Below are 26,808 nucleotides of genomic sequence, written 5' to 3'. Positions count from 1 at the left end.
CGACCGCTTATGCGAACCGGGGTGCGCTGAGCTCTACCGGCCCGTCATATTGCGGCATCGGGATTTCCCTTGGCGTGTAGAGCCCTTTGGCGGTGACGTCGCGAACATGCGCGGCGATCTCTTCCATTGGCGCGAACCAGACATCGCCGCGGGCGACGACTTCTTCGAGATATTGGCTGACGACATGCCAGCGTGCCAGGCGGCCGGTGGCGAAGGGGTGGACGACAGGAATCCACAGACCGCCATAAAGATAGGCCGCCTCGAACTCCTCGCGAAAGATCTGGAAGCCGTGGCTCGGCGAGCGGATTGGCATCATATAATCAAGGTCCATCGACTGCACATATTGCGGCCAGTCGTCAACGCCCCAGTGCGTTGGTAGCTCGACGAAATCGCCGCCCGCGGCCTTGACCAGATAAGGCACGTCATCGGCCATCAGCGAACTGTCATATTGGAAACCGCGCTCAACCAGGAGACGCGCCGTCTGGTCGGAGAAATTGTATAGCGGCGCGCGAAAACCGCGCGGCGCCTTGCCGGTGACCCGTTCGATCACTTCACTCGATCGATCGAGCCAATAGGCCTGTTCCTCTGCGCTTTGCTTGACCGGATTTTCGTGCAGGAACCCGTGCTGGCCGATCTCGTGGCCACCGGCGAGAATGGTTTCGATTGCCTGCGGATAGCGCTCTATGCACCAAGCCGGGATGAAAAAGGTCTGCTTTAGGCTGAGCCGACGATAGGTCTCGACGATCCGTGGAATAGCGACGGTCGGTCCGTATTGCAGCATGGAAAGGGCTGAAGCGCGTTTGTAGCCGTCTTGCGGATGGTCGATGTGGATGAGGCTTTCGGCATCCATGTCGAAGGTGACACAGGCTGCGCATTTGGCGCCGTTCGGCCACGGAACGGGATTGGTGATCATGTCTATGCCTTTCATTTGCCGCTGCGCTCGAATTTTCTGCCAACGGCGGCTGGCGCGTGGACCTTGCCCGAGAACAGGACCAGGGCTGCGAGGGCCGCGATGAAGGGCAGGGTGGAGAACAGCTGATAGGGAATTTCGGGGCTGCCGAATTGCAGCCGCAGTTGGGTAGCGTCAGCCATGCCGAATGCGAGGCAGGCGATGGCTGCGCCGAGCGGATTCCACCGCCCGAGGATGACGGCGCCGAGCGCTATGAAGCCTTTGCCCGCGCTCATGTGCTCGGTGAAGACATGGACCTGCGAGAGAACGATATAGGCGCCGCCGAGCCCGCCCAGCATGCAGGAGCCGAGGACCGAGAGGAAGCGAAGCCGTTGCACGTCGACGCCGGCCGTATCGACCGCCATCGGCTGGTCGCCCGCAGCCCGCACAAGCAGTCCCCATGGCGTGCGGTAAAGCAGCATCCAGCCGAGCGGCACGATGACATAGGCGAGATAGGCAAGCGGCCCCTGGCTGAACAGGACGGGCCCCACGATTGGGATATCTGACAGAAGGGGAATCGGCATGACGGCGAAGCCGGGCAGCGGCGCGGTCGCGTTGTTGCCCATGATCTGGCGGGCGAGGTAGGCTGTCATGCCGCCGACCAGCAGATTGATTGCGATGCCGGCCACCAACTGGTTGATGCCGAGGCCGACCGCCAGCCCGCCTAGCAGAAGGCCGAGCAGGCTGGCGATGACCAGGGCCATAAGGAGGCCGCCCAGAGGGTCGCCGAACCACCACGTGCCGATTGCTGCGCCGAAGGCGCCGCCGAGGATGCAGCCTTCGATGGCGATGTTGAACACGCCACAGCGCTCCGACCAGACGACGCCGATCGCGGCAAAGATGAGCGGGATCGACAAGCGTAGGGAAGACGAGAGAAAATCGGTGAGGAACGCCGGATTCATAATGTAATCCATCACTTGGCCTCCTGCGATTGAACCGCAAGCGCAGCGTTGAGCCTCTGGCGTCTGGCAAACCAGGCGCGCCACTGGTCGGCCTTGAACGTAAAGGCCTGCGATGCGGCGACGCAAATGATGACAATGCCTATTACCGCGTCGACAACGGTGCTCTCCAGTCCTATTGCGCGCTGCATCATCAGTGCGCCACTCTTCAGGCCGCTAAGGAAGAAGGCGGCGATTACCGACATCAGCGGATTGAGCTGTGCCATGAAGGCGACGACGATGCCGTCAAAGCCGAAACCAGCAGAGAACAGGTGGTAGAGACGGTGTTTCAGCCCAAGAATTTCGAAGCTTCCAGCCAAGCCGCCGAGTGCGCCGGAAAGAAACATGGTCGAGATCACGGCGCGCCCAACGTCGACGCCCGCATAACGCGCCGCCTGCGGATTGCGGCCGACGAGATCGAGCGAGAAGCCGAGCGTCGAAGAACGGAGCAGAACCCATAACAAGATGGCAATCAGTAAACCGAGCACCACGCCGAAATGAGCATCCGTCATTGGCAGGATAATCGGCAGAAATAGGCCTTCCGGAATTTCCTCGGAATAGGGATAAGGCGCACCGTCCTGCATCATCGGCCCGCCTGCGAAATAGCTTACGAGATTGATGGCAACGAAATTAAGGAGCAGCGTGACGATCACCTCGTTAACGCCCCGCTTAGCCTTCAACACGCCCGCGATCATGCCCCATGCCCCGCCGGCGAGCGCACCGCTGAGAATGGCGAGGATGAGGTGTAATGTTGTAGGAAGCCCGGTGACGTAGAGCGCAACGATCGAGGAGAACAGACCGCCCATATAGATTTGCCCCTCAACACCCAGATTGAGAAGGCCGCCGCGTAACGAGAGGATGACGGCGAGGCCGGCGAGCAGGATCGGCGACATCTTTACAAGCGTGCCGGAAATTCCCCAATAATCGAGAAAAGCACCGTTGATCAGCGCGGAGTAGGCGGCAAGCGGATTGCCGCCGGAAAATAGCATCAGCAGTGCGCCAAGCGCGAAGGCTATACAGAGAGCCCAGACGGTGCGCAGGGCATAGAGCGTTGCGACGAGACGGATCATGGGGCCTCCGGTGTTTCACTGATACCAGCCATCAGGCTGCCGATACGCTCAACCGTCGCCTCGGCGCGCGGCAGCATGCCGGTAAATTGGCCACCGCAGATCACTGCGACACGATCGGCTACGGCGAGGATGTGCTCGAGTTCGGTCGAGATATAGAGGATGGCAACACCCTCGGCGCGTGCCTTGAGAATGGCGCGCTGGATAAGTTCGATGGCGCCTACATCGACGCCTTTGGTGGGCTGCATGACCACCATGACCGCGGGCCTGGCCTCGATCTCACGTGCAAAGATCAGCTTCTGTTGATTGCCGCCAGAGAGGAAGCGCACCGCTTGATTGAGACTGCGCAGCCGCACATCGTAGCGCTTCACCCAGTCGGCGGCGATGTCGCGCATGCGTGTTGGCTTGAGCCATCCCCTCAGCGAAAATGGTTGTCGCCGGAAATCGCGTAGTGCTGCGTTCTGCCAGACAGAGAGATCCAGAACGAGGCCCGTATGCTGCCGGTCCTCCGGAATGGACGAAATCTTTGCGTCGTGGCGACGCTGGTCGATGGTCATGGGCAGAATGTCTGCTCCGTTAAGTGTTAGTGTGCCGCCTTCAGGGCGCAGTATACCTGTCAGAACCTCGGCCAGTTCGGATTGGCCATTGCCATCGACGCCGGCAATCCCGAATATTTCGCCGGCCCTAAGCTCAAAGGAGACAGCCTTGAGTGCCAGGACGCCATGGCTATTGCGTGCCGCGAGTCCGCGGGCTTCGAGGACGACAGGGCCGGGATCCGGGCGCTCGACGTCGTAAGATGAAAGCGCGACATCGCGCCCTACCATCATTCTCGCCATGTCGGACTTTTCGAGACCAGCGACATCCTGTTCGGCGACGACACGGCCCGATCGCATCACAGTGATGCGATCCGCGACGGCGGCCACTTCCTCTAGCTTGTGGGTGATGAGGACAACAGTCTTTCCCTCTTCACGCAGGCGCCTAAGTCCCCGCAGCAGGCCATCGACTTCCTGTGGCGCAAGAATGCTTGTCGGCTCGTCGAAGATAATAATTCGCGCCTCGCGATAGAGCGCCTTCAGGATTTCGACTCGTTGGCGCATGCCCATGGGCAACGTCCAGACCGGTGCGTGGAGATTGACGTCGAAACCATAGCGACGCGACAGCGCGTCAATCTTTGAGGAATGCTCGTCAAGTGACAGACGCATACCCTGGCCCGGAAGTCCCAGAATAATGTTCTCAACCACGGACAGTGTATCCACCAGCATGAAATGTTGATGGATCATGCCGATGCCGTGGTCGAGCGCTGCACGTGGCGATGGGATACTGACCGTCTGACCGAAGACCTCCACCTCGCCTTCATCGGGCTGGTAAAGACCGTAGAGGATGTTCATCAGTGTCGTCTTGCCGGCACCGTTCTCGCCGAGGATCGAGTGGATAGTGCCTGCGGCCACCGTCATTTCGATCGCGTCGAGCGCGCGGAATTCACCGAACAGTTTTCCGACTCCGTGAAGGCGAAGGGCAGGAACCACCATGCGACCAACCTTTCTCTGGCAACCGAGGCCGCCGGCAGAAGGCAATTCTGCCGGCAATCGGGCTTACTTTAAGGAGATTTCGCCGGAAGCAAGCTTCGGAAGCAGTGCATCCACTTCGGCAGGCACGGACGCCGGAACCTTCGGCCCGTAAGTCCCGATGCGTGTCGCATTCTTATGGTCGAAGCTGAAAATATAGGGTTTAGGCTCAAGCTTGCCGGACTTCGCCAGCCCGATGACTTCGCCAAGCGCGCCGCGCATGTCAAAGACCGCTGACTGAATGACCGTATCCGGCCAGTCCTTGATCGCATCATAATAGATGCCGATCGCCATCTTGTCCTTTTCCTTGGCTCCCTGAAGGCTGCCGACGACCGCATTGTCCATGGACGGGAAGATCACGTCGGCGCCTTGGCCGATCAGATTGAGCGCAGCTTCCTTGCCCTTGGCGACGTCGTCCCAATCATTGGTCCACGCGGTCATGACCGCTCCGTCGGGCCGGGCGGCCTTGAAACCTTTCTCGAAGCCTTCGCCAAGTTCGACATAGAATTTCAGCTTCTGCGCGCCGATATATCCGGCCTTGCCGGTCTGTGATGTTTTTCCGGCGACATACCCCATTGCATAGCCCATGGACGGGAAGTCATAGCTGACTACGGAAACGTTCTTGCCGGCCTCGACACCATTGACGACGAGAAATTTAGTATCCGGGAAGCGGCCTGCAACGCGGTCGACAGCATCCTGAAATTCCCCTCCGTGACCGATGACGAGATTGTAGCCGCGGCGCGCGTAGTCCGCCAGCGCTTGCGGTTGGTCAGGTTGCGCCGTCTTTTCGCTATAGGCGAACTCGATGCCAAGCGTGTCGGCAGCTTCCTTGACGCCTTCATAGCCTGACTGATTGAAGGAATTGTCGGTAATAACGCCAGGAAGCACGATCGCGACCTTGAAATCATCAGCGGATGCAGGCGTGATAAGGCCACCGAACACTAGCGCGGTGCCGATTAATCCATTGCGCAATGACTTAATCATGTAGATAGTTCCCTTTGGTTATATTTATAAAAATTTTTATGACATAAAATATTTTTGTCAATTAAATATTTAGCTCAATTATTAATCGAACAACGCAAAAAACGGATAAAAAACAGGCAGATAATGACTGAAACGGGACTTAGAGAACGCAAAAAGGCAAAGCGGCGCGAACTTATAATGGATATTGCACGCCGTAAGTTGCGAGACGAACCCTATGGTGACGTCACAGTTGAATCGATTGCCTATGAAGCAGGCATTTCAGGCGTGACTGTTTACAATTATTTTGGTCATAAGGCTGGTCTGTTGCTGGCACTTGTCGAGGAAAGCGACCGCAGCCTTACCCGACGACTGATTGAGGAGCAGGCGGTGCTGGCGCATGATGCACCCGATTTCGTGGGTTACTGTGCCGACTTCGCGCAACGTCTTCGTCTTCACGCTACCGGCAACCTTCCCAAGCCGGTCTGGCGCGAAATTCTGGCTGCGTCGATCCAGAGCGGAAGTGAAGAATTCGGGCGCAGCTACCGGGCTCTCGACGTGGCGTTGACGGATTTCCTGGCTCATTGGGCGCGTATCTGTATAAAAGCAGGCACGTTGTCGGCTGCGATCGATCCCGACGCGCTAGCGGACACGATCTTTCAGCTTCAGAACGCACGGTTTCAACAGTTCATGAGCGATGACGGAATTTCAGACCTCGAGATTGATAGGCTAACGCGTAGAGACTTTGCTCAACTTAGCCAGTTATTCGCTGTCGGCGGCTAGCATTGGCTGGATGGCGCGAATAGACCTGATTTCTAATTCTATAGTCAGTCAGGCGCGTTTATAGGTGACCATTGCCTTAAAAGCGTGGCAACAACAATTTCCGCATCCATTAGACGCCCGGCTGACAGCTGCGCCCGTTATGGTGGCGAAGAGTTCGCCGTCGTTCTCCCGAACACGAACGAGGAAGGTGAGTTTTTACTTGCAGAAACGATGAGGCGGGCCGTCGCAGACCTCAACATTTCGCATAAAGGCAGTAGCTTCGGGCACGTAACGATCAGTATTGGGGCGCAACAGACATTGCCAACATTGATCAGTTGAGCTTGTTCAAACTGGCAGACGAAGCGCTTTATCGAGCAAAAGCCAGTGGCCGCAACGCTGTAGTTGCTTCCTCCCACGGTGGAGAGCAAAAAATAGAAGCTTAGCCATGTCAGGTTGTTTCATACTCAATACTTAAAATTAGCGCGTTTGTTAGCTTGGTCTAATCAATTGATTTCGATGGATTTTCTGCCGTTTTAGTGTCTTCGATCAATGATTCTGAAACGCTCTCGCAAATATTGTGGTCGTTCAAACGAGGGCCACTCCATGACCGGCATAAAAATCCGCCTGGCTGAAATCATCGAAGCGTTGAGCAAGGCGCTCGATATGACAGAAGGGCAGCCGGAAGGACATTGCATTCGGTGCTGTTACATTGGAACGGAAATCGGGCGCGAAATTGGACTTGAGGACAGCGATCTCCACGACCTGTATTATACTCTTCTGTTGAAAGACCTTGGGTGCAGCAGTAATGCTGCCCGCATTTGCGAACTCTACCTTGCTGACGATCTGAGCTTCAAACACGATTTCAAGCTGGTCGATGGAAGTCTTGGCCAGGTGCTGCGTTTCGTGATTGGCCGCACCGGGATGAAGTCGGGTTTGGCCGAGCGCTTTCGTGGAATCCTGAACATTCTTCAAAATGGCGGCACTATATCCACCGAGCTCATCCAGACGCGATGCCAACGAGGAGCAGATATTGCCCGTCAGATGAGGTTTTCTGAACAGGTGGCAGACGGTATTCTTGCCCTTGATGAGCACTGGAATGGTGGCGGAAAACCAAACGGCGCTGCAGGTATGACAATCCCATTATTTGCCCGTATTGCGCTCTTATCACAAGTCATCGACGTGTTTCAGGAATCCGGCGGCCCCAACAGTGCGTTGAGGGAGATAAGGAAGCGTAGGGGAGAGTGGTTCGACCCCAATTTGGTAGATGCTTTCACCCGGCTGTCATCGCGCTCAAATTTCTGGAAGACTTTAGTCTCGCCTGATCTTGAGGCCCTGGTGCTTGCGTCGGAGCCCGGACAGCAGGCCGTCATGGCTGACGATGATTATCTGGATGATATCGCCGCCGGTTTTGCGAAAGTCATTGATGCAAAAAGCCCCTACACGTCAGGCCACAGCGATCGTGTTGCGTTGTACACGGATTTGATTTCTGAAGAAATGGGTATCGATTTTGAGGATCGTCGGCTTCTGAAACGAGCTGCTCTTCTTCACGATATAGGCAAACTCGGCGTGAGCAACAGCGTGCTGGACAAGCCGGGGAAGCTTGACGATCAAGAGTGGCTGCAAATGAAGCGCCATGCGGAATTCTCCGAGCGGATTCTGTCCACAATTGGAGCGTTTTCAGAGGCAGCGTTAATTGGGGGCGCTCATCATGAACGGTTGGACGGTAAAGGCTACCCGCGGGGTTTAACCGCGCAAGAAATCCCGATGGAAGTCCGAATTGTTTCCACTGCTGACGTGTTTGACGCACTTACCGCCGATCGACCCTACCGATCTGCAATGCCGATAGACAAAGCCATAGGAATCCTGCGAGAAGGAGCGGGAACATCGCACGATCCTATTTGCATCGAGGCATTGGAACGGGCCCTTGACAGAGCAAAACTGGGCACGTTTACGAGGCCAGCACTACAGCAAATAGAGGCTCGTTACGCATTGCCGTCTCATCAGCGCAGTAGTCAACTTTCGGCTACGTCCGCCCGAGATCGTTGGCGTTGATAATGCCTGGTCGAGCTTAGCCGAAGGAGAAGTTGCAAATTTTGTTGGCATTCAGTTACGGGCCTGATTCAGAAGAAGGAAATGTTACGGTCAACGCGTTACGCCTGACCCAAGCTAAAATTGCAGTTCGGCTTTGAGCCATTCCACGAATGCCTCGATAGCGGCGGCATTTTTTGAGTTTAGATCACATACCGCCCAATAGGCTGCCTTCTCTGAGCTGAAACTGACTGGAAACGGCTGAATCAGCCGCCCCTTTCGCAGATGTTCCTTGATGAGCAGGTTTCGGCCCATGGCTATACCCTGTCCATCAAGTGCTGCCTGCAGGACGATATTGTAATCGGTTAGGCGTATGTGTCTGGCTTTGTCGAGGCAGAGGTTCGCGCTCTCGCTCCACAATTGCCATTCGAGCCCGCTTTTCGCCTGCAATATGGGGTGAGGCAGCAGATCATCGGTAGACTGGAAGCGGGATCCGTCTCCGTAAAGAACCGGGCTCATCACAGGTGAAAGCTCCTCATTCGCGAGATGAATGCCTCCCTGCTTATCCGCACTAAAGTCACCGAAACGGATTGCGACGTCTGCTTCTCCGCGATTTATGTCGACCACACGCAGCGTTGGGTCCAGATCCAGCTCTATATTCGGATGTTGCGTTTCAAACCGCTCAAGGCGACTGATCAGCCAGTTTGCAGCAAAAGATGGTAAGAGGCTGACGCGCAGATATGCCTGGCCTGAGCGTGCGCGCAACTGCGCAGTCCCTGCCGCCAGCAGGGACAATGCCTGATCCACGGTGGCCAGAAACATCACGCCCTCGTCAGTCAACTCGATGCTTTTGCTTTTGCGTTGGAAAAGCTGCGTGCCCAATGCGGTTTCGAGTTGCTTGATATGGTGACTGACAGCGCTTTGAGTAATCAGCAACTCCTCACCAGCCAGCCGAAAACTTAAACGGTGGGCTACGGCCTGAAATACCCTGAGAGCGGGCAGTGGAGGAAGAAGGGGGGAGCTGCGCAAATCTGGTCTGCCTCACGACTATTGTGCGTGACATTAACAATTTCGATCGCAGGCTGCAAAGCTTTGAATTGGTCGATGGCACGGATTTCTTCCATGAATTCAAAAAAGGAGAAACACATGTCGATATCCATCATCGAAAAGCTCAAAACTCTCGGAATTGAACTGCCTGCACCAACTGCACCTGTCGCAAGCTACGTCTCTGTGACACAAGCGAACAATCTCCTGTTCATTTCAGGTCAGATCAGCAAGGCTCCCAACAGTGAGGTTCTCGCGGGAACACTTGGCAGGGATTGTGCGGATGAGCAGGGCACCGAGGCTGCCCGCATTGCGACCATCAATGTTCTCGCTCAGATCGTAGCCCATACGGATGGCCTGGTTTCATCCGTGCGCCGTGTCCTCAAGCTCGGCGTCTATATCGCTGCAACACATGAGTTCAAGGATCACTCCCAGATCGCAAATGGCGCTTCAGACCTGATGGTTGCTGTCTTCGGTGATGCTGGCAAACACGCAAGGGCCGCACTCGGAATGAGTTCGCTGCCCGCCGGAGCTGCTGTCGAGGTCGATGCAATTGTTGAGTTGGAGGAAAGCAGGTGCTGACAGACGCCAGGGTCAGGAGCTTACGAGCTGACACCCCAGGCTGCGCCGAGCTCATCCATTTCAACCATGCTGGCGCATCGCTTTCACCAAGGGCTGTTGCGGAGGCGGTGACACGACACCTTGCGCTGGAAGGGTCACGCGGTCCGATGGAGGCTGCGGCCCTTGTTGCGGATCGGCTTTCAACAATTCGGCTGAATGCTGCGAGCCTGATTGGTGCAGAGCCCGAAGATATCGCATTCGGATCGTCGGGGTCCTCCGTGTGGGGCATGGTTTTTGCGGCACTGCCACCGCTGCGCGAGGGCGACCGCATTCTTGTCGGTCGCCACGAATGGGGTGGAAATGTCGCTACGATGCAGCGCGCGGCAAGCAGAAGCGGCGCCCGCATTGAGGTCATTCCCTGCCGCGAGGACGGAAGTGTCGATCCGGATGTGCTCGCCCACATGATTGATGATACGGTAAGGCTGATTTCATTGACCTGGCTTCCTGCGAATGGTGGCCTGATCAACGATGCCGAGGCCGTTGGCAAGATAGCCAACGCCGCTGGAATTCCCTATCTGGTGGACGCCGGGCAGGCATTGGGTCAAATCCCGATTGATGTAGCAAAGATCGGTTGCGACATGCTCAAAAGTGCCGGACGGAAACATTTGCGGGGACCGCGCGGAACCGCGCTCTTGTATATTCGGCCCGAATTTCGCCACAAACTTGATCCGCTTTTTGTGGATGTGAGTTCAGGTCCTCTCATAAATGGTATGCCATTACTGAGATCAGATGCGCGTCAGTTCGAAATGTCTGAGACATCGGTCGCGTTGCTTTTGGGTCTCGGAGAGGCAATTTCCCTTGCTTCGGAGCTGGGTGTGGCGGCGATTCGGGACCGCATCGGCGTGGTTTCCGCAAGCCTTCGGGACAGATTGCGTCATGTGCCCGGTGTCGAAGTGCGTGATCTCGGATCGACATATTCGGGACTGGTTTCATTCACGGTAGATGGCATCCTGGCCTCAAACGTCAAAAGTAGCTTGGCCGAAAAAGGCATCAACATCGGTGCAAACGGGGTGTCATACACGCCTTACGATATGACAGCTCGCGGTTTGCAGGAAGTGGCCCGCGCTTCGGTCAGCTACCTCAACACCGAAGATGAGATCGTCCAACTTGTTGAAGCGGTTGAAGCAATCGCCCGGATGGCCAAACGATAGAAGGAGAACGCGCAATGGATCTTGGAATAGCTGGCAGACGGGCAATCGTCTGCGCAAGTTCAAAAGGGCTTGGCAAGGGTGTCGCGCAGAAACTCGCGGAAGCGGGCGCCATCGTCACGCTCAATGGCCGGCACCCTGAAGCACTTGCGTTGACTGCAAGCGAAATTCGAAAACAGACCAATGCCGAGGTTCACATGGTCGTTGCTGACGTGACCACGGCGGAAGGTCGCGCGGCACTTCTGGACGCGGAACCATCACCGGACATCCTGGTCAACAATGCTGGGGGCCCACCGCCGGGGCTTTGGTCCGACTGGACTGAGGATGACTGGCTCAAAGCTCTTCACGCGAATATGCTTGCGCCGATATTGCTGATGAAAGCGGTGCTGCCGGGCATGATCGACAGGAAATGGGGAAGGGTGGTCAATATCACCTCCGCATCTGTCAAAGCGCCGATCCCCGAACTTGGGCTTTCCAACGCGTCGCGCAGCGGGCTTACCGGTTTCGTTGCCGGAACGGCTAGGCAGGTGGCAAAACACGGGGTTATCATCAACAATCTTCTACCCGGTTCACACGAAACAGATCGTACCGAGGGTTTAATGAAGAGAACCGCCGCAGAACAAAGTATCAGCCTCGATGAGGCTCGACGCAAAGCACATGCGCTCAATCCGACAGGCCGGTTCGGCACGCCAGAAGAGTTTGGTGCCGCCGCCGCCTTCCTGTGCAGCCAATACGCAGGCTATATCGTTGGACAAAATCTTTTGCTCGACGGCGGGGCGTTCCAATCCACGCACGGATAGGGTGGTGAAAAGACGCGTGTCTTTACCGGTATGAGATAGGCAATGGCGGCTTCTCGGCCGTCATGTCGTCAATAATAGTTCGGCTCCTCATAGCACCACATATCGACGCGATATCTGATGGACGAACACGGCCAAATGCTGGAATTGGAGAAACAATATGGACAAACCAGAAACTCAGGTTGGGCTCTCTGGCCTCCTTCGCTGCGCGACCGTTGATGAGGTGGAGATCGTAAAAACGCACCTGCCTGACCATGTCCGTCTGACCAAGGCAGAGCCGGGTTGCCTCTCCTTTGAGGTGTCGCAGACTGAAAACCCTCTCGTCTGGTGCGTTGAAGAAGTGTTTTCGGACCGAGCCGCCTTTGATTTTCATCAGCAGCGTACTCGCGCATCCGAGTGGTTCACAGCCACGTCAATGATCCAACGGGACTACGTAGTCACTGAATAACTGTGGATCGGCCATTTAGCGCAGTTTTCCCGCAAAAATGCGTTTCCGCTACGTTGCCGCATCAATGTTTTACCAGGGGTCAAAGCATTAAATCGGGTAGGCAACGCGCAGGCAATCTTAAATCAAGCCTTGAGCGCGTAGTCTGGTGGCCAATAGTCAGCGACGTCGGCCCGGCTCCTCTGCTTCATCATCGAAGCCAATTGGTTTTGTTTTTACCCAACTGACGAACTTCTGAATCGCGGGGTCCTCGAGAATAGCTGAGATCGTGGAGAATTTCTTTGCCAACTGGGCGTCAGTGAAGCCTGCATGTATGTGGCTATGGCATATCCGATGCAAAGGCACCGTGACCCTGCCACCCTTACTCCGGGGAACAAGATGGTGGTGCTCGATCTGGTCGTCAGGTATCACCCGCTCGCAGAGCTGGCAGATGACGGGCTCCGCCTCCACATCTTGCGAAGTAAAATTGTCTCTCTGCTTGCGTGCCATTGATTTGGTGCCTCTCTATCGGCTGTCAGATTGCGTTCGCGCCGCATCGATAGACCAACCCAAGCATGCCGACAACGCCAAGCCGTTTTCGACAAGGCACTGGCGTGTGCATCGGAGCAACATCGGCGACTAAGTACGATCAGTCGATTAGTCGATCCTCGTGACGAGCGATAGGATATTATAGAATATTGCTCATGATTGACGGTCTTGCTTTGGCAGGTTGTCGGTTCACATCTATTCGAGAGCACATTAGTCTTGATGGCCGCAATTTGCCCAAACCGGTCATATAAAAATAGCCGCGACGCAGATCCTAAACTGTTCGCAGCGTTGTTAAAGAAGCAGCTTCAGGTCCTTTTCAAATCGGTGGGTCAGCACAAAGAACCTTTCATTGCTAGTCGCTGGTGTCCAAAGCGCGTCTTCGTAGGAACCAGATAATTCCCACCCCTGCCGCGCATAAAACCGCTCAGCCCGAATGTTGCCGGCCGTACAGAGCAGCATCGCTCTTGCTATCCCGGACTCACTCAGAAGTTTCTCAGCTAAGGATAGTAATGTCTGGGCCACGCGTGTACCACGAGCACGGTCGCTGACATAGAGTTTGACAACCTCAGCTCCCTTTACGGAGACGAACCCGACTATGCCAATGTCGTCTGCTGCGACGAAGAATGCGTCCTCCGCTTCCGTCAGCCAGAGACTGAAATGGTCCTAGACCGATAAGGCAGCACCCCATCAGGCACAAGGTTAGCATTGGCATCATGCCATCCTTGGTGCCAGAGCTGGACAATCTCCTCATAATCAGCGGCTTTTGCGGGGCGAATTTCGACCATCTGTTCACTCTCTGGTTTTGTCCGTACAGCAGATCTGGGAGTTCTCCGAGGGAAGCAACGTCCGATGTCGGCGCAATGCTGCCATAAGCTCCCAATTTTTGACTACGCATCAACTTCGCTTTCGAAGGAAGATTGAAGCTTTTCAAGGCGCTTTAGTCGAAGGGGACGTTCGCGGTTTGCCGTAACTCTGAATTATGGGAGGTAGACTTGTGGCATCTTCTCAAGCCGCCTGCCAAAACCTTATCGGGAACTCGGTCTGCCAGCACTGTTTTATCCTGTGGCAAGAATCGCCCTTAGTGATGCTACACCGTTCCTGCTGTGACCTGGAGAAGGCGTTTGCTGTTACATTGTATGTCGCAACGACAGCAACGTCATCACAGTTGGTGCCGCTTAGGCTTATCGAGCTCTCGGTGTTTCCAAATGAAATCAATATCTGTGTCGATTCTACAGGCCGTTGTTTGTTGCGAGACAGTTCGATCTCTCCCACATCTTAAAAGAGCCGTCAGCAGGATTATCCCGCCGTTAAAGTTCATCTAGAAAATGTCATTCAATTGCATTACTATTCCGACAAATATGGAGATAGTCATGGCCGCAAACGCACTTGTCCAAACACGTATTGATGCCGAGGTTCGAGACCGTGCCTCTGCCGTGCTCGAAAGTATGGGCCTCACAGTATCTGATGTGGTTCGTATCTTGCTCACGCGGACTGCCAACGAGGGGGCGCTACCCCTTGAACTTCTTTCGGGCAGTGAAGCGCATGATGCCTGGTTTCGGACCAAGGTGCTTCAAGCGTTGAACGATACTCGACCGGATCTATCAGACGACGAGGTTGAGGCGCATTTTGCAGAACGGCGAAAAGCTGCCCGTCTAAAAGTAGGCGCACCAAAATCTTGAAACTTACCTGGTCTGCGTTTGCGCTATCAGATCGCGACGCCATCTTTACATACATCGAAATTGACAATCCCGCTGCCGCTGTTCTGATCGATGAACGAATAGTCGCCGCTTCTCGTCGTTTACTCGATTTCCCGGCGAGTGGGCGCGTGGGCAGAATTGCCGGGACACGCGAACTCGTTATCAATGGCACGCCTTACGTCGCGGCATACACTATTACCGAGACGAAAGTTCGGATCCTTCGTGTGCTTCATGGGGCGCAGGAATGGCCAGAGTATCTGCCGCCCAGTTAAACGACTCGTGACGTGGAGATGATGGATAAAATAGTCAGGTCCCCACATCGGGATGAAACCCACATGTCGCTCTTCATCGAGCGCGATCATTTGTGACTCGCCCTCGGTCTGACTGTCGAAATCATCAAGCGTCAGCTCCGAGCACCGCTCCCATACGAACGCTGCACGGCGTGACCGTAGAAAGAGATCACGAATGGCGGGTACATCGACGGGCAGGATGGGTCGAATGTTCATCGCTTGGTTTTGCTTTTGAGTTTTTCGCGCGCGTAGGCGGATGGTCACGAAGAGGTGACGCTCGCGCGCTTCTTTTCAGGAGATTTACGCGTGATCTCGTTGAGTGGTGCTGTTCTTTGTCGTAAGGCCTCGGCTCAGAAATCTTTGTAAGTTCAACAGGGATTTTCAGAGAAGCGGCTGTCAACAGCCACTCCATCACATCAAGGAGCTTATATTTGCCGGAATTTGAACAGACATTATCCGCAGGCGCACTGATTTCGATAGCGGTTGGCGCTGTCGCGCTACTATTGTTGCTCATCATCAAGTTTCGTGTCCACGCCTTCGTTGCCCTTATTCTCGTCAGCTTCCTGACGGCGCTTGTCACGGGCATCCCGATGGCAAACATCATGAACACACTGACAAATGCATTTGGCTCTACACTTGGCGGCGTAGCGCTGCTTGTCGGACTTGGCGCAATGCTGGGACGCCTGCTCGAAGTATCTGGTGGCGCACAAGCTCTCGCCGATGATCTTGTCCGGCGTTTTGGCGAGCAACGCGCGCCAATGGCCTTGGGCATCGCCTCCCTCTTTTTCGGCTTCCCGATCTTCTTCGACGCAGGCCTCGTTGTTATGCTGCCTGTAATGTTCACGGTTGCGCGTCGCCTGGGCGGAAGTCTCCTGCTGTATGGTATCCCTGTTGCGAGCGCGTTCTCATGCATGCATGTGTTCGTGCCACCGCACCCAGGGCCGGTTGCCGCCTCTGAGTTGCTCGGTGCGGACGTTGGTCTACTCGTCATTGTCGGTCTGGTTGTTGCCGTCCCGACCTGGATCATTGCTGGTCATTTCTTCGGCAAATGGATCGGCCAACGAATCCTTTTACCCGTTCCCCAAGTCGTTCAGAAAGACGAAACGCCTGAGGACGAGGCGTCCCTGCCAAGTCCCGGACTTGTCGTCGGGCTCCTGCTTTTGCCGCTTGCGCTGATCTTCATGAATACAGGACTTGATTTCGCCCGGGCTCAGGACTGGGTGGATAAGGATGCAGGCTGGTTTCAGTTGTTACGTGCGATTGGTTCGACGCCTATTGCCCTCTTAATATCTGTTTTGGTCTCGGCCGTCGTTCTTGGACCAATGCGGGGTCGTGATCCTATCAAGGTTGAGCGCATCGTCGACTCCGCTCTGGGTCCGGTTTGCTCCGTTATCTTGATTACCGGCGCAGGAGGCATGTTCGGCGGTGTCCTTCGTGCCTCTGGGATCGGCGATGCTCTGTCGAGCGCATTGGTTGATATCGGTATGCCAGTTTTTGTGGCAGGTTTTCTGGTTGCAACTGCATTGCGGGTCGCACAGGGTTCTGCAACAGTTGCCCTGATTACAGCTGCTGGACTGATCCAGCCTGCTGTCCAGGCTGCCGGTTATCAGGGGATCGAACTGGCGGCCATCGTCATTGCGATCGCGTCCGGTTCTGCGGTGCTTTCACATGTCAACGATTCCGGCTTCTGGCTGGTTGGCCGTTTCTTTGAAATGGACATTAAAACAACGTTCAAGACCTGGACTGTTATGCAAACGTTAGTGGGCCTTGTGGGTTTTGCTATATCGGGGTTGATTTTCTGGTTGGCTTGAGCGGTGCGAGTGCGCAGATCAGGAGGCTGACTTCAGGTCTCCGATAAGCGTGGGCACGTGCCGAGCATTAAAAGGGTCGGTTATGGGGGGCAGGCGTTCATTGCATCCATACTTTGGATTGCCTCGTCCCCCCTCGATGCCAAGGATAGCTGCTCTGAGGATTTGTCGGGTTTCGGCATCTGCGATTAACTTCATGAAACCCGGTGTCTCATCTTCTCAACGGCTCCGCTGACATGGCTCATGTAGTCGTGTCGGTGTGAGGATGGGGCGGGCCCCCCCCCATGCTCTTGCCTGGCGCGCCGTCGCTTGCCGCTTACGGCGCCGACTGAAGAAACAGCTAAAAATAAACTCTGGCTGTGGGCTTACTGTTCCGCCGATCCTCATTGCCGTTCAGCCACTGATTGCCCAGTCTTTGTGGGCAAGACCATCGGTCGAGAACCTGCCTTTACCGTAAGCAAAATTCCCGACCATAATTATTTCAAAGTTTCGTTAAGGGCTGGACGAATAAGCGCCCCTAGCAGCAGTCTTGGATGTCAGAATTCTTCCCACGAATCCCGTGCAACGGCAGCCGCAGAGCCACCACCAAATGCGCCCGCGATCTTGCGGCCAAGCGCACGTGCTGGAGATGGCGCTGGTATGGACGCGCTTGACGCAGAGCGGACAGGTGCGGCAGTTGGAGCCGAGCTGCTTGCACCCGCGCCGTTGCCCAGATTGAAGCGTGACAGCAACTGGTTGAGAGATGCAGCTTCCTTGGCAAGGCTGTGGCTAGCCGCGGTCGACTGCTCAACCATGGCTGCGTTCTGCTGCGTGCCCTGATCCATCGTGTTGACGGCAGTATTGATTTCCTGAAGGCCAACCGACTGTTCGCGTGAGGATTCCACGATGGCATTGATGTGCCGGTTGATTTCCTGGACTTCAGTGACAATCACTTCCAGCGCGCGACCCGTTTCACCGACCAGATTGACACCTGAGCGAACATGTTCACCGGAAGTGGTGATCAATGCCTTAATTTCTTTCGCAGCCTTTGCCGAACGCTGCGCCAGTTCGCGAACTTCCTGTGCGACGACTGCAAAGCCTTTACCAGCTTCACCAGCGCGTGCAGCTTCGACACCGGCGTTCAAAGCAAGAAGATTGGTCTGGAAGGCAATCTCATCAATAACGCTGATGATGCTGGTGATCTCACCGGACGAGCGCTCGATCTCGTTCATGGCCGTCACGGCCTGACGCACGACTTCACCTGACTTCTCCGCCCCATTACGGGCCTTGGCAACGAGGTGGCCGACCTCTTCGGCACGGTTGCTGCTATCCTTCACTGTGGTGGTGATCTCTTCCAGCGCGGCCGCTGTTTCTTCGACCGATGCAGCCTGCTGCTCGGTGCGCTTGGACAGGTCGTCGGCCGCAGAACGGATTTCATTGGCACCAGCGTCGATACCGCGGGCATTCTGGCCGACGGCACGTAGTGCGTCATTCAGATTGGCAACCGAACCGTTGAAGTTGTTGCGTAGCGTATCGAGATGGGCAACAAAAGGTGTTTCGATGCGGTAGGCAACATCACCATCTGCAAGGCGATCGAGACCCTTGGCCAGTTGATCGACGGCGAACTGCGTGTCGGCAGCGTCCCGCGCCTTCTGGGCCTCTCGTTCCAGGCGTTCCTGTTCGGAAAGGCTGCGGTTCGCGTCAGCTTCTTTTTCGAGGCGAATTTTCTCAAGGGCGTTGTCACGGAAAACGGAGACAGCCTTTGCCATCTGACCGACTTCGTCCTTGCGGTCCTGCCCATCTACAGGTGCAGTCGTCTGCCCCTGGGCCAGCGAAATCATGCGTTCACGCAAGGCTGCGATTGGAGTGGTAATGCCTTTGGCGGCAACGATGAGTGATGCAATGATGCCAAGCGCAAAGGCCACGCCGACGACCGTCAGCGAGGTGAAGATAGTAGAATTTGTCTGGTTGGTCAGTCCGTCACTTCTTACGGCGACCGTTTTCAATATCTGATCCAGAAACGTTGCGCTGTCGGTGGTCAGAGGCAGGATCAGCGTGTCGGCTTTCGCCAGAGCCGCCCTTGCAGGGTCGTTCTGGTCCGCTTGCCCCAGTTGTACGGCCTCGTCGGTCAGGGCGACGACGTCTTTCGTTCTCTCTATGATTTTGTCGATCGCAACACTCTCGCTGGGAAAGAGTAGTTTCGTATTCTGAAGACGCTCAAATAGCTTACTTTTGCTATCGTTGTAAAAGTCCACCGCTGTTTTCATCGCTGGATCTTCCTGGCGATAAGTCAGGATTTGATAGGCGGCATATGCGGTTGCCACGACATTTCGGTTTGCGCGCGACATTTCCACGCTTGCCGCAGCGTCATTTGAGATAAAGTCGGAATAGCTTGTATCTGCTTGTTTGTACCGGGTGGAGATAAAGGCTGTGGCGCTCAAGCCAACCACACAAAGGGGAAGGATCAGGGACAGAATTTTCGTGCGAATGCTCGCATTTTTAAGAAATGACATATTTCCTCGCGGTTCTATTTTGAAGTCGCGAACACGAAGCAGGGAGCATTACGACCGAGGCCGGTCGAACGAAAAACTCTGCTGCAGGGGATTCGGCGTGGATATGAAGAATAACAGACGGTGCCTGCCATCATGGCGACCTGATCGATGCTCTGTCGCGCCTATGCTTAGTTAGTTATGGTTTAAATATAATTAAATATCATTTCTTGAGGTTTATCGAAATTATTTTGATCTATTTTGGCAACTTATAGTATATTTTTTCTCCTTGCCTGCGGTGCAATTTCAACCTGTGTGCGATGATGGTTTGCCGTCGCGCAATTTCATAAACGCCCGCGTGATAGTTGTTGCGATCGCCGCTGGTCCCGAGCTGCCGTCCCGACGATAGCCAGCCGTCGAACGCCCGGTTGCCTTCTCGTTACCGTGGGCGGGTTAACAATACTTGTCTTCAAATCGCCGATGGAAACAGGCCCGCCGCCTCGGCACGGGCTGATATCAGGCAGATGATGTCCTTAATCTTGGGATTGGGTCTGCTCTCCGGCAGAAGGTAAAACCCCATCACTGCCAGGCGGCGAGGACTATTCGGGCAAATCTTCACCTCTCGCAGACCCTTTTCGACAAAATAGTCTCTCAGGACATCGCTGTGGATCAGCACTGCGTCCGTACTCTGCGCAAAACCGATGCAGGCATCCATCGAGTTGCATGCGAATGCGTGGCCAGTGCCGTCGAGGTTTTGAGCACCTGTCCCTGAGATGAGGCGCTTTTGACGAGCCTCTGCCGGATTCGCCATTGTCGTTGGATAGTTACGGATTTCGTCAATTTTACGAGTTCCTTCAAGAAGCGGATGCCCTTCACGGACGAAATATCCGTCGGTCGCTGATCCCAACGGAATGAAATCGACCGCAAGCCCCGGCTTTAGATGGTCGATGCGATGTCCCATGAACAGGGAAATGTCGCCAGCGACCAGCTGGTCCATGCAGCGCATCATATTGCCTATGCTGACATTGATTGGTGCTGCCGGGTGGGCTTTGAAGTGTTCGATCACAAAATCCTTCAAAAGCAGAATCCAGGTGGAATAGCCGGTTCCGATACTGATGCCTTCTTCCAGCTCCGCTTTCTGCCGGGCGATTGTTGTAAGGGCGTTCGTGTGTAGGCGGTTCATCAGGATCGCGCTGTTGTAGAGCGTTTCCCCATAAGGGCTCAGCTGGACACCGCGTGCCGAGCGATAAAGGAGTTCCACACCCAGTGACTGTTCCAGTCGCTTGATGTTGTAGCTCAGTGCTGGTTGCGAGATGTGCAGTATCTCTGCCGCTGCCATGAATGACCCAGCTTCGGCGACCGCCACAAATTGCTCAAGTGCTTTGTTCATGTCCGTCTCCTCGTCTCCATAAAGAAATTTTATGAATGGTCGGAAATATTATATTTGTCCATATACCTCGAGAGGGCTAACTTCGCCGTGCAGAGCAAACTTAAGGAGGAAAAGTGGGGACAATTAATAATCCCACCGGCCAGTTTGTTGGTTGATAAGCTGACCCCTGGCACCCGGCGTGCCCTGCCGATCTGCCGATCGTGCCGCATCGCGGACTGATCCGAAATATTGCACCTATTCGATGCGGAAGGTTGCGCCCTGCGCCGGTAAAGCGAAGCAGCGTCCTTCTCACGGGACAATCAGAAACACGTGGCTGCGTCAGATCGGCATCATTGATCGAAGCGGTTTGGCGTGAATGGAAGAGGAGATAGCCGATGGCCAAGAAAAAATACGTCATCGTTGGCACAGGCGCGCGCGCCCGCATGTTTTACGAAGCCATTGCGCGTAATTTCAGCGCGCAGAATGAACTGGTGGCACTTTGCGATACCAACCAGACGCGCATGGATTACACCAACAAAGTGCTGATCGAGGAGTTCGGCCTTAGCCAGTTGCCCACCTATAAGGTCGAGGATTTCGGTCGCATGCTGGATGAGACAGCTGCCGATGTCGTGATCGTCACCTCGATCGACCGTACACATCACACCTACATCATCGCGGCATTGGAAGCTGGCCGTGACGTCATCACCGAAAAGCCGATGACCACGGATGTGGTCAAATGCCAGCAGATCATCGACACGGTCAAGCGTACCGGTCGCTCGGTCCGCGTCACTTTCAATTACCGCTACGCGCCGCACAATGCGGCTGTCCACGAGATCATCGCTTCAGGCGGAATTGGTGACGTCTATTCCGTCCATTTCGAGTGGTTGCTCGATACCAAACACGGCGCCGACTATTTCCGCCGCTGGCATCGTGACAAGCGCAACAGCGGCGGGCTAATGGTGCACAAGTCCACTCACCATTTCGATCTCGTCAATTTCTGGCTGCAAAGCCAGCCACAGACCGTGTTCGGCATGGGTGATCTGCGCTTGTATGGCCGCGCCAATGCCGAGGAGCGGGGCCTGTTCACGCCTTACAACCGCACCACCGGAGTTGCCGCCGCTAAAACCGATCCCTTCGCCATCGACCTGACCGAAAGCCCGGTCCAGAAAGCGCTCTATTGGGATGCCGAACATGAGGACGGTTACCAACGGGATCAGAACGTCTTCGGGGATGGCATCAGCATCGAAGATACGATGCAGGTCATGGTGCGCTACAAGAGCCGCGCGGTCATGACCTATTCGCTCAACACCTATGCGCCCTGGGAAGGATTTAATGTTGCCTTCAACGGGTCGAAGGGGAGAATCGAACTCATGGTTCGCGAAACCTCCTATATCAATGCCGGTGGTTCTTCACACGAGGAAGGCGCTGCAAAGGGTACCCAACTCTATCATTTCCCGCTGCACGGCGAACCGCGTATCGTACCTGTCGTGATGGAGGAGGGCGGTCATGGCGGTGGCGACAACCGCATGCTGGCAGATATCTTCGGTAGTTCGAATTCCGGCGGTGCCTTCGCCGCAGATTTTCGCGATGGTGCCATGTCAATCCTGACCGGCCTTGCCGCCAACCGGTCGTTCCAGACGGGCTTACCGGTCGAAGTCGACGATATGGTCCAGTTCTGAGCGGTTTTTCAAAGCGCGTGCAACGTTTTCGGCGGCACGCGCAATGCTTTGTTGGGACACGTCGGCGTGAGCGTGTCCAGCAAGGTTATCGTCTGGAAAGCAGCGCACCCCTAGAGAACCGAGTTTGATGTGCCGATATTTTGCACGAGGCTCCATTCGCGGTAGCGTTTTCGACAGACGGTACACGTCCGCGCCAACGAAGCATGGCATGGTTGGCTTGGAAATGGGGAGCTCCACCCAGTCCATGAGGGGACCATCCAAGGCCAATACAGTTGAGGCGACTGCAGGAGTGAAATCGGTGAAGACGAGATTAGCACCCTTCGGATATAATAGCCGCGTTCCGCGCTTTTTTCCAATCGCGAGGCCCCTGGGGAAGGGGATTAGTTCGAACATTGGAGCTTATGGAACACTCCGTGGCACTGCATCGAGTCGAAACTTTTTGCACTTCGTCGCGGCAGTACCCGGCTCTTTCGTTTTTTAATACTCGAGAGACCAACTCCGCCATCGAACGCTCGTCCACGACACGCCTGTTAGCCAACACCCCGGATTCACTATGCATTAAGCATGGTCTAAGCGGCGCGGGAACCTCCAACGGAGCGCGGGCATTCCGATTACGGTGTTGCAGATGAGGATAGAATGACCCCCCAATTTCATGAGCGCTACATAAGCCGTGCAGAACATAATGCCATAGTCGCATATTACAAAAAGCTTGTCGTGCAGCTTCATCAGAACCGGCAAACAGCGAAGGACGAAAGCCACCTCAACAATTCGACTTGCACGTCAAGTAGTGAGGAACTGACAGTTTATCAGAGCTGTGAAGAGGTAGGAGGCATCGATCTTGGCTCAGGCGGCAATGTTGTCGTGGTGGATTTCGCTCGCTGTTCGGCGAAGAACTCCCAGCTCCTCGAGTAAGCCATGCACAATGTGGCTGACGACAAGGGTACTCCATGTGCCGCCCTTCGTGAAGGAATTGCCCTGCATTCGCTAAGGCCATAAACGACGTTGGCGAAGCAAGCCTCTTCAGCGGCGCAAGGCTCGAACTTATCCCACAGTGCCCGAAGCTCCTGGGCCCGTCCATCAGGAGTAAAACCTATTGGCTTGGAACGGGACTTGGGCTTTTGGGGATCTTCGGGTCTGCCAACCATCAGGCTGATCGGTTCACGTGCATTTCGAAGTTGGAAGGGTACATCTTTCACCGTCATTCTCGTCCGAGCCTGAAAGTGCTGTTCGTGACTGGCTACACTGAAAATGCGTTCTTAATGTTTTGGTCTTGATGCGGAATTGGCAGATACTCAAGTCATTTCAACTGTGTACGGCCAATCGGGTTGGCGACATCGTCGCGAAATAATTGTTGAGATAGCGAGCGCAAAGTAACCTTTGCGCTCGCCCGTTTTTGCTTAAGACAGAAACGCGATAAGGTCCTGGTTGAGGCGATCAGGGACCGTTGCGAACAGGCCATGGGGTTCGCCATCATATTCGATCAGTTTCGCCCCTGCGATAGCCTTCGCGGCAGCCCGCCCAGTGGGATCAATGGGGACCGTTTTGTCGCCTGTACCGTGGATCACCAGTGTTGGAACCGTGAAGGCAGCAAAATCTGCACGGAAGTCGGTCTTGCCAAATGCATCTACGCAATCGATTGTGGCTTTCGGGCTCGCCATCACACCCAGCACAAACGACCAGTCCAGCACACCTTGGCTAACAGGCTTAGTGACATATCCGACGCCGTAAAACGTCTTGGCAAAGCTTTGGAGGAAAGCAAAGCGATCCTCTCTGATGTCTTTTTTCATTCCATCAAAGACGCTTCCATCGACACCGTCCGGGTTCGTATCATCTTTGAGTAGGTAGCCCGCGACCGATGCGACGAGCACGGTTTTAGAAATCTTGGATGCGCCGTGTCTCGACAGGTAACGGGCAATCTCGCCTCCCCCCATGGAAAAACCGACAAGCGCAGCACCTTGCAGATCAAGACCGTCAATAACTGAGGCCAGATCGTCAGCGAAGACGTCGTAATTATAGCCACTTGCGGGGTGACCAGACTGTCCAAATCCACGGCGGTCATATGTGATGACTCGGAAACCGGCCTCGAGCAGAGCAACCGTTTGATATTCGAACATGTCGCCGGTCAGGGGCCAGCCATGGATCAGCACCACAGGGCGTCCTTGACCCATGTCTTTTACGTGCAAGCTAGTCCCGTCTTTTGCTTCAATAAATGCCATTATGAAACTCCTTGGATGATGCCAAGAGTAAAGCTCACAGCGGACATCTTGTTCCTCGGAGATCACATTCCAGGTATTTCGTTTGGCCGATCGTTGCACCGACCAGCTCTTCATCGAGAGGGCTAAGACGCGTCACTTGGGCGATTGGGAAAGTCATGGCGTCACCACTGTCATCGGCAAATCGCTGACGGCGTTTCAGGCTAACGACGACTTCTATTAGGTCAGCGCGCTCTGGCGCAGATGTTATGGCGTTCTCTTAATCGTGCGGCAAAACGTCGCCTTGAAGGATACGTTTCCTCTGCTTACCTAACTGTCATGCGAAATACTTGGGTCATTCAAATCTCCTGGCTTACCGATCAAGCACGCTCCGTCACCCGGAGTTGGCAGCATTGATCCTGTAACGCCGCCACAGACCCAGCCGCTCCGGGCACCCAAGCAATAGAAAGTGCGGTTTCGTTACACGGCGTTGAGGCGTGTCATGGAGCGTATCATGTCCCTTTTTCGACACCATCCCACCTGCGTCACATGCAACCGCAAACTGCCGGGTGCTGCGGCCCGTTGCCCATGGTGCGACACCTCTGTCCCGTCCACAATCGACCGCCGCTCTGCCGTTCGTAAGCAACAGGCGTCTCTAGAGACATTCCTTTTGCTCTCGGAGGATGCCGGACTATGAGTTGCGCTATGACGTTGAGCGGTAAGACCCTAACAGGTGGCGATACGGACGAGTTGCAGCTGGTCGGGGTCCTTCCGTGGCGTATCGGGCGTGATGGCGAACGGACGGTGCTGCTCATCACCTCGCGCAGGCAGGGACGATGGATCATGCCCAGGGGGTTGCCCGTGAAGGGAGAACCGCCCTTTGTTGCGGCGTCCCGGAAGGCTTTCGAGGAGGCGGGCATCATCGGTGAAATTTCCACCGTCCCGGTGACAACCTACCAATACATCAAGGTCCTTGACGAAGGATCGCAGGTTGCCTGCCGCGTCACTGTGTTCGGTATGAACGTGCGTGGCACGTTGACCCACTGGCGTCAGAAGGAGCAAAGACACCGACGGTGGTTTTCCCTCGAAGCAGCGGCGGACAAGCTTGATGATATCCAGCTTGCCGAGTTCGTAAGGACAATCGACTCGGAGCCGGGTCGCCTTGAGCAACACAACCGTTCCGAGGGACTACGCGACCACCATACGCGAGGTGCCTGACGTGCCGACGATATTTCTGACAGGCTTCGCAGGTTGGATGCCTTCTGTCTTTCCAATTCGAAGGACCAGTGCCGGACGCTAGCTGCCTGGCGCCAAGAGCTGCGATTGCAACATTGGCGCCAGGTGTTTCCCAATCCGTGACTGAAACTGTGGGGCAAGCCTGGCCCTTTGTGCCAGAGCATAATCCATATCCAGAAAGAGCCACCAATGACTTTTAGATACACCCATCCGTTCCCCATCAGCGGCCCGAACAAGTTGCCTCGTTTCAGGCGGTGGGCGGCCGAAAATATTCCGGGCGTCGCCGTGTCCCTGCCGCCCCAGGTGCCGGTCAAGAGTGAGGCACTCACGGTGCGATTGAAGTCCCTTGAGGATCGCAACATGCTGATCGAAAAACTGCAAGGTGTGGGCTTGCAAGGTAAGCCTTCTCGGTAAGCGGCCGGTCCGTGATTGTGCTGTAGGTAGACCGTCACGCGCAGAAGGTTATAGGGCCGTGCCGCTTACTGCATTTTTCAGGCATAAAAACCCTGCCAATGCATACTGGTTTGATGTTTCTGGTGTTTTGTCGCCTCCGAGCTTGCGAAAGGGGGCGCCATAGTCGGTGGCGCCATGCAGAATATGAATGATGACTACCTTTGATTGTCGACGAGTTAGAAGATCGGATAGTCGGGCAAACGCGTCACAGAATACTGTGATGTTCGTTGCGAAGGACCAGGGTAGAGCGACTGGTGTGTCGTCGATCCCCATCGAGAGTTTTCGTCACCGACAAGTAGCAGCTAGAGCCCCTAAGCACTGATATGCGTGTCTTGTATAACGAAAGTGTTTGAAGCCTGTACGGAACTGGAGACCTAGCGCCCCGGCTTGCGCGGCTCACCGCCTTGAGCGTAGGCTGTCTTTTCCACAAATCGGAACTGGTTGCCGCAGTGCGAGCAGCGGATCATGAATTCCGAGGGAATGCTTGATGGACGCTCGGCACGAAATCCGCGCGGCATCTCGTCGACGCGAAAATCGACATTAGCTGAACGCTTATCGTCGGTTTCCGAGACTTCTGCAAAGCCCTGGTGACCACAGTTTGAACATTCAAGCTTTCGGGAATATCTGTCGCGCGCTGCCATCTGACATCCTGTTATTTTTGCGATCAGGTAACAACCAACGGAAGACATTTCAATGTGCCAGATCCGGAATTCAGCCAGTCCATTTGTTTCGACAGCCAATTTATCGGAGTGCAGGGCGATGGT

At 55.2% G+C, this 26,808-nt stretch carries 26 protein-coding genes and 1 pseudogene; 14 read left to right on the top strand and 13 right to left on the bottom strand.

What is annotated here, in order from left to right:
• Positions 1-7 precede the first annotated feature (7 nt).
• From HGO37_RS13535 to HGO37_RS13515, 5 genes are all read right to left on the bottom strand, one after another.
• Complete coding sequence (locus HGO37_RS13535; RefSeq protein ID WP_250983752.1) at positions 8-928, bottom strand: polysaccharide deacetylase family protein; 921 nt, start codon at positions 926-928, stop codon at positions 8-10.
• Entirely contained in the window at positions 925-1,863 is a 939-nt protein-coding gene (locus HGO37_RS13530) for an ABC transporter permease (protein WP_250983751.1), read from the bottom strand. Before HGO37_RS13530 ends, HGO37_RS13535 begins: the two co-directional genes overlap by 4 nt.
• Entirely contained in the window at positions 1,863-2,957 is a 1,095-nt protein-coding gene (locus HGO37_RS13525; protein ID WP_250983750.1) for an ABC transporter permease, read from the bottom strand. Before HGO37_RS13525 ends, HGO37_RS13530 begins: the two co-directional genes overlap by 1 nt.
• Entirely contained in the window at positions 2,954-4,483 is a 1,530-nt protein-coding gene (locus tag HGO37_RS13520) for an ABC transporter ATP-binding protein (RefSeq protein ID WP_250983749.1), read from the bottom strand. Before HGO37_RS13520 ends, HGO37_RS13525 begins: the two co-directional genes overlap by 4 nt.
• Before the next feature lie 63 nt (positions 4,484-4,546).
• A complete protein-coding gene (locus HGO37_RS13515; RefSeq protein WP_250983748.1) occupies positions 4,547-5,503 on the bottom strand; it encodes a BMP family protein in 957 nt (318 codons plus the stop codon).
• A gap of 177 nt (positions 5,504-5,680) precedes the next feature.
• Between HGO37_RS13515 and HGO37_RS13510 the strand changes: the two genes are divergently transcribed.
• The 3 genes from HGO37_RS13510 to HGO37_RS13505 all read left to right on the top strand — a co-directional run bounded on the left by HGO37_RS13510 (position 5,681) and on the right by HGO37_RS13505 (position 8,293).
• Positions 5,681-6,262, top strand: coding sequence for a TetR/AcrR family transcriptional regulator (locus HGO37_RS13510; protein WP_250983747.1), 582 nt, complete (start codon positions 5,681-5,683; stop codon positions 6,260-6,262).
• A gap of 60 nt (positions 6,263-6,322) precedes the next feature.
• Positions 6,323-6,580 carry a GGDEF domain-containing protein gene (locus HGO37_RS26505; protein WP_352230576.1) on the top strand — a complete coding sequence of 86 codons (258 nt, stop codon included), beginning with the start codon at positions 6,323-6,325 and terminating at the stop codon, positions 6,578-6,580.
• A 264-nt stretch (positions 6,581-6,844) separates the two neighbouring features.
• Entirely contained in the window at positions 6,845-8,293 is a 1,449-nt protein-coding gene (locus tag HGO37_RS13505; RefSeq protein ID WP_250983746.1) for an HD-GYP domain-containing protein, read from the top strand.
• Positions 8,294-8,407: 114 nt separating this feature from the next.
• On the opposite strand, the gene HGO37_RS13500 is transcribed toward HGO37_RS13505, so the two are convergent.
• Complete coding sequence (locus HGO37_RS13500) at positions 8,408-9,064, bottom strand: LysR substrate-binding domain-containing protein (protein WP_250984081.1); 657 nt, start codon at positions 9,062-9,064, stop codon at positions 8,408-8,410.
• 42 nt (positions 9,065-9,106) lie between these two features.
• A pseudogene (locus HGO37_RS26380) lies at positions 9,107-9,298 on the bottom strand (LysR family transcriptional regulator); the annotation flags it as partial.
• 117 nt (positions 9,299-9,415) lie between these two features.
• On the opposite strand from HGO37_RS26380, the gene HGO37_RS13490 reads away from it, so the two are divergent.
• The 4 genes from HGO37_RS13490 to HGO37_RS13475 all read left to right on the top strand — a co-directional run bounded on the left by HGO37_RS13490 (position 9,416) and on the right by HGO37_RS13475 (position 12,327).
• Complete coding sequence (locus tag HGO37_RS13490; RefSeq protein WP_250983745.1) at positions 9,416-9,895, top strand: RidA family protein; 480 nt, start codon at positions 9,416-9,418, stop codon at positions 9,893-9,895.
• Positions 9,889-11,085 (top strand): aminotransferase class V-fold PLP-dependent enzyme, encoded by a 1,197-nt coding sequence (locus tag HGO37_RS13485; RefSeq protein WP_352230567.1) that lies wholly within the window; start codon positions 9,889-9,891, stop codon positions 11,083-11,085. Before HGO37_RS13490 ends, HGO37_RS13485 begins: the two co-directional genes overlap by 7 nt.
• Positions 11,086-11,099: 14 nt before the next feature.
• A complete protein-coding gene (locus HGO37_RS13480) occupies positions 11,100-11,882 on the top strand; it encodes an SDR family oxidoreductase (protein WP_250983743.1) in 783 nt (260 codons plus the stop codon).
• Positions 11,883-12,039: 157 nt separating this feature from the next.
• The gene (locus HGO37_RS13475; protein WP_250983742.1) at positions 12,040-12,327 is read left to right on the top strand and encodes a putative quinol monooxygenase; all 288 of its coding nucleotides are present in this window, start codon (positions 12,040-12,042) and stop codon (positions 12,325-12,327) included.
• Between the two features lie 156 nt (positions 12,328-12,483).
• Here the strand turns inward: HGO37_RS13475 and HGO37_RS13470 are convergent, their stop codons facing one another.
• Together HGO37_RS13470 and HGO37_RS13465 are read right to left on the bottom strand one after the other, a co-directional pair.
• Positions 12,484-12,813, bottom strand: a complete 330-nt coding sequence (locus tag HGO37_RS13470) for an HNH endonuclease (protein WP_250983741.1) — start codon at positions 12,811-12,813, stop codon at positions 12,484-12,486.
• 330 nt (positions 12,814-13,143) lie between these two features.
• Positions 13,144-13,449 carry a GNAT family N-acetyltransferase gene (locus tag HGO37_RS13465; RefSeq protein ID WP_250984080.1) on the bottom strand — a complete coding sequence of 102 codons (306 nt, stop codon included), beginning with the start codon at positions 13,447-13,449 and terminating at the stop codon, positions 13,144-13,146.
• A gap of 773 nt (positions 13,450-14,222) precedes the next feature.
• Between HGO37_RS13465 and HGO37_RS13460 the strand changes: the two genes are divergently transcribed.
• The 3 genes from HGO37_RS13460 (at position 14,223) to HGO37_RS13450 (ending at position 16,650) form a co-directional block, all read left to right on the top strand.
• Complete coding sequence (locus HGO37_RS13460) at positions 14,223-14,531, top strand: type II toxin-antitoxin system RelB/DinJ family antitoxin (protein WP_250983740.1); 309 nt, start codon at positions 14,223-14,225, stop codon at positions 14,529-14,531.
• The gene (locus HGO37_RS13455) at positions 14,528-14,821 is read left to right on the top strand and encodes a type II toxin-antitoxin system RelE/ParE family toxin (protein ID WP_250983739.1); all 294 of its coding nucleotides are present in this window, start codon (positions 14,528-14,530) and stop codon (positions 14,819-14,821) included. The genes HGO37_RS13460 and HGO37_RS13455 overlap by 4 nt, the downstream gene beginning before the upstream one ends.
• A gap of 449 nt (positions 14,822-15,270) precedes the next feature.
• Positions 15,271-16,650, top strand: a complete 1,380-nt coding sequence (locus HGO37_RS13450) for a GntP family permease (protein ID WP_250983738.1) — start codon at positions 15,271-15,273, stop codon at positions 16,648-16,650.
• Between the two features lie 533 nt (positions 16,651-17,183).
• Here the strand turns inward: HGO37_RS13450 and HGO37_RS13445 are convergent.
• Together HGO37_RS13445 and HGO37_RS13440 are read right to left on the bottom strand one after the other, a co-directional pair.
• A complete protein-coding gene (locus HGO37_RS13445) occupies positions 17,184-19,139 on the bottom strand; it encodes a methyl-accepting chemotaxis protein (protein ID WP_250983737.1) in 1,956 nt (651 codons plus the stop codon).
• 445 nt (positions 19,140-19,584) lie between these two features.
• Positions 19,585-20,505 carry a LysR family transcriptional regulator gene (locus HGO37_RS13440; RefSeq protein WP_250983736.1) on the bottom strand — a complete coding sequence of 307 codons (921 nt, stop codon included), beginning with the start codon at positions 20,503-20,505 and terminating at the stop codon, positions 19,585-19,587.
• 374 nt (positions 20,506-20,879) lie between these two features.
• On the opposite strand from HGO37_RS13440, the gene HGO37_RS13435 reads away from it, so the two are divergent.
• Positions 20,880-22,163: a Gfo/Idh/MocA family oxidoreductase gene (locus HGO37_RS13435; RefSeq protein ID WP_250983735.1), complete on the top strand. Its 1,284-nt coding sequence runs from the start codon at positions 20,880-20,882 to the stop codon at positions 22,161-22,163.
• Positions 22,164-22,799: 636 nt separating this feature from the next.
• On the top strand, positions 22,800-23,075 hold the full coding sequence (locus HGO37_RS13430) for a hypothetical protein (RefSeq protein ID WP_250983734.1): 276 nt from the start codon (positions 22,800-22,802) through the stop codon (positions 23,073-23,075).
• A gap of 485 nt (positions 23,076-23,560) precedes the next feature.
• Here HGO37_RS13430 and HGO37_RS13425 read toward each other — a convergent pair whose 3' ends face one another.
• Positions 23,561-24,379, bottom strand: coding sequence for an alpha/beta fold hydrolase (locus tag HGO37_RS13425; protein ID WP_250983733.1), 819 nt, complete (start codon positions 24,377-24,379; stop codon positions 23,561-23,563).
• Between the two features lie 681 nt (positions 24,380-25,060).
• Here HGO37_RS13425 and HGO37_RS13420 point away from each other — a divergent pair.
• Both HGO37_RS13420 and HGO37_RS13415 read left to right on the top strand, forming a co-directional pair.
• Positions 25,061-25,573, top strand: coding sequence for an NUDIX hydrolase (locus HGO37_RS13420; RefSeq protein ID WP_250983732.1), 513 nt, complete (start codon positions 25,061-25,063; stop codon positions 25,571-25,573).
• Positions 25,574-25,780: 207 nt separating this feature from the next.
• The gene (locus HGO37_RS13415; RefSeq protein WP_250983731.1) at positions 25,781-26,005 is read left to right on the top strand and encodes a hypothetical protein; all 225 of its coding nucleotides are present in this window, start codon (positions 25,781-25,783) and stop codon (positions 26,003-26,005) included.
• Positions 26,006-26,418: 413 nt separating this feature from the next.
• Here HGO37_RS13415 and HGO37_RS13410 read toward each other — a convergent pair whose 3' ends face one another.
• The gene (locus tag HGO37_RS13410) at positions 26,419-26,685 is read right to left on the bottom strand and encodes a hypothetical protein (protein WP_192490308.1); all 267 of its coding nucleotides are present in this window, start codon (positions 26,683-26,685) and stop codon (positions 26,419-26,421) included.
• Positions 26,686-26,808 lie beyond the last annotated feature (123 nt).

The organism is Rhizobium sp. CG4 (assembly GCF_023701965.1).
Taxonomy (GTDB): Bacteria; Pseudomonadota; Alphaproteobacteria; order Rhizobiales; family Rhizobiaceae; genus Agrobacterium.
This window is presented reverse-complemented; position numbering and strand designations above follow the sequence as displayed.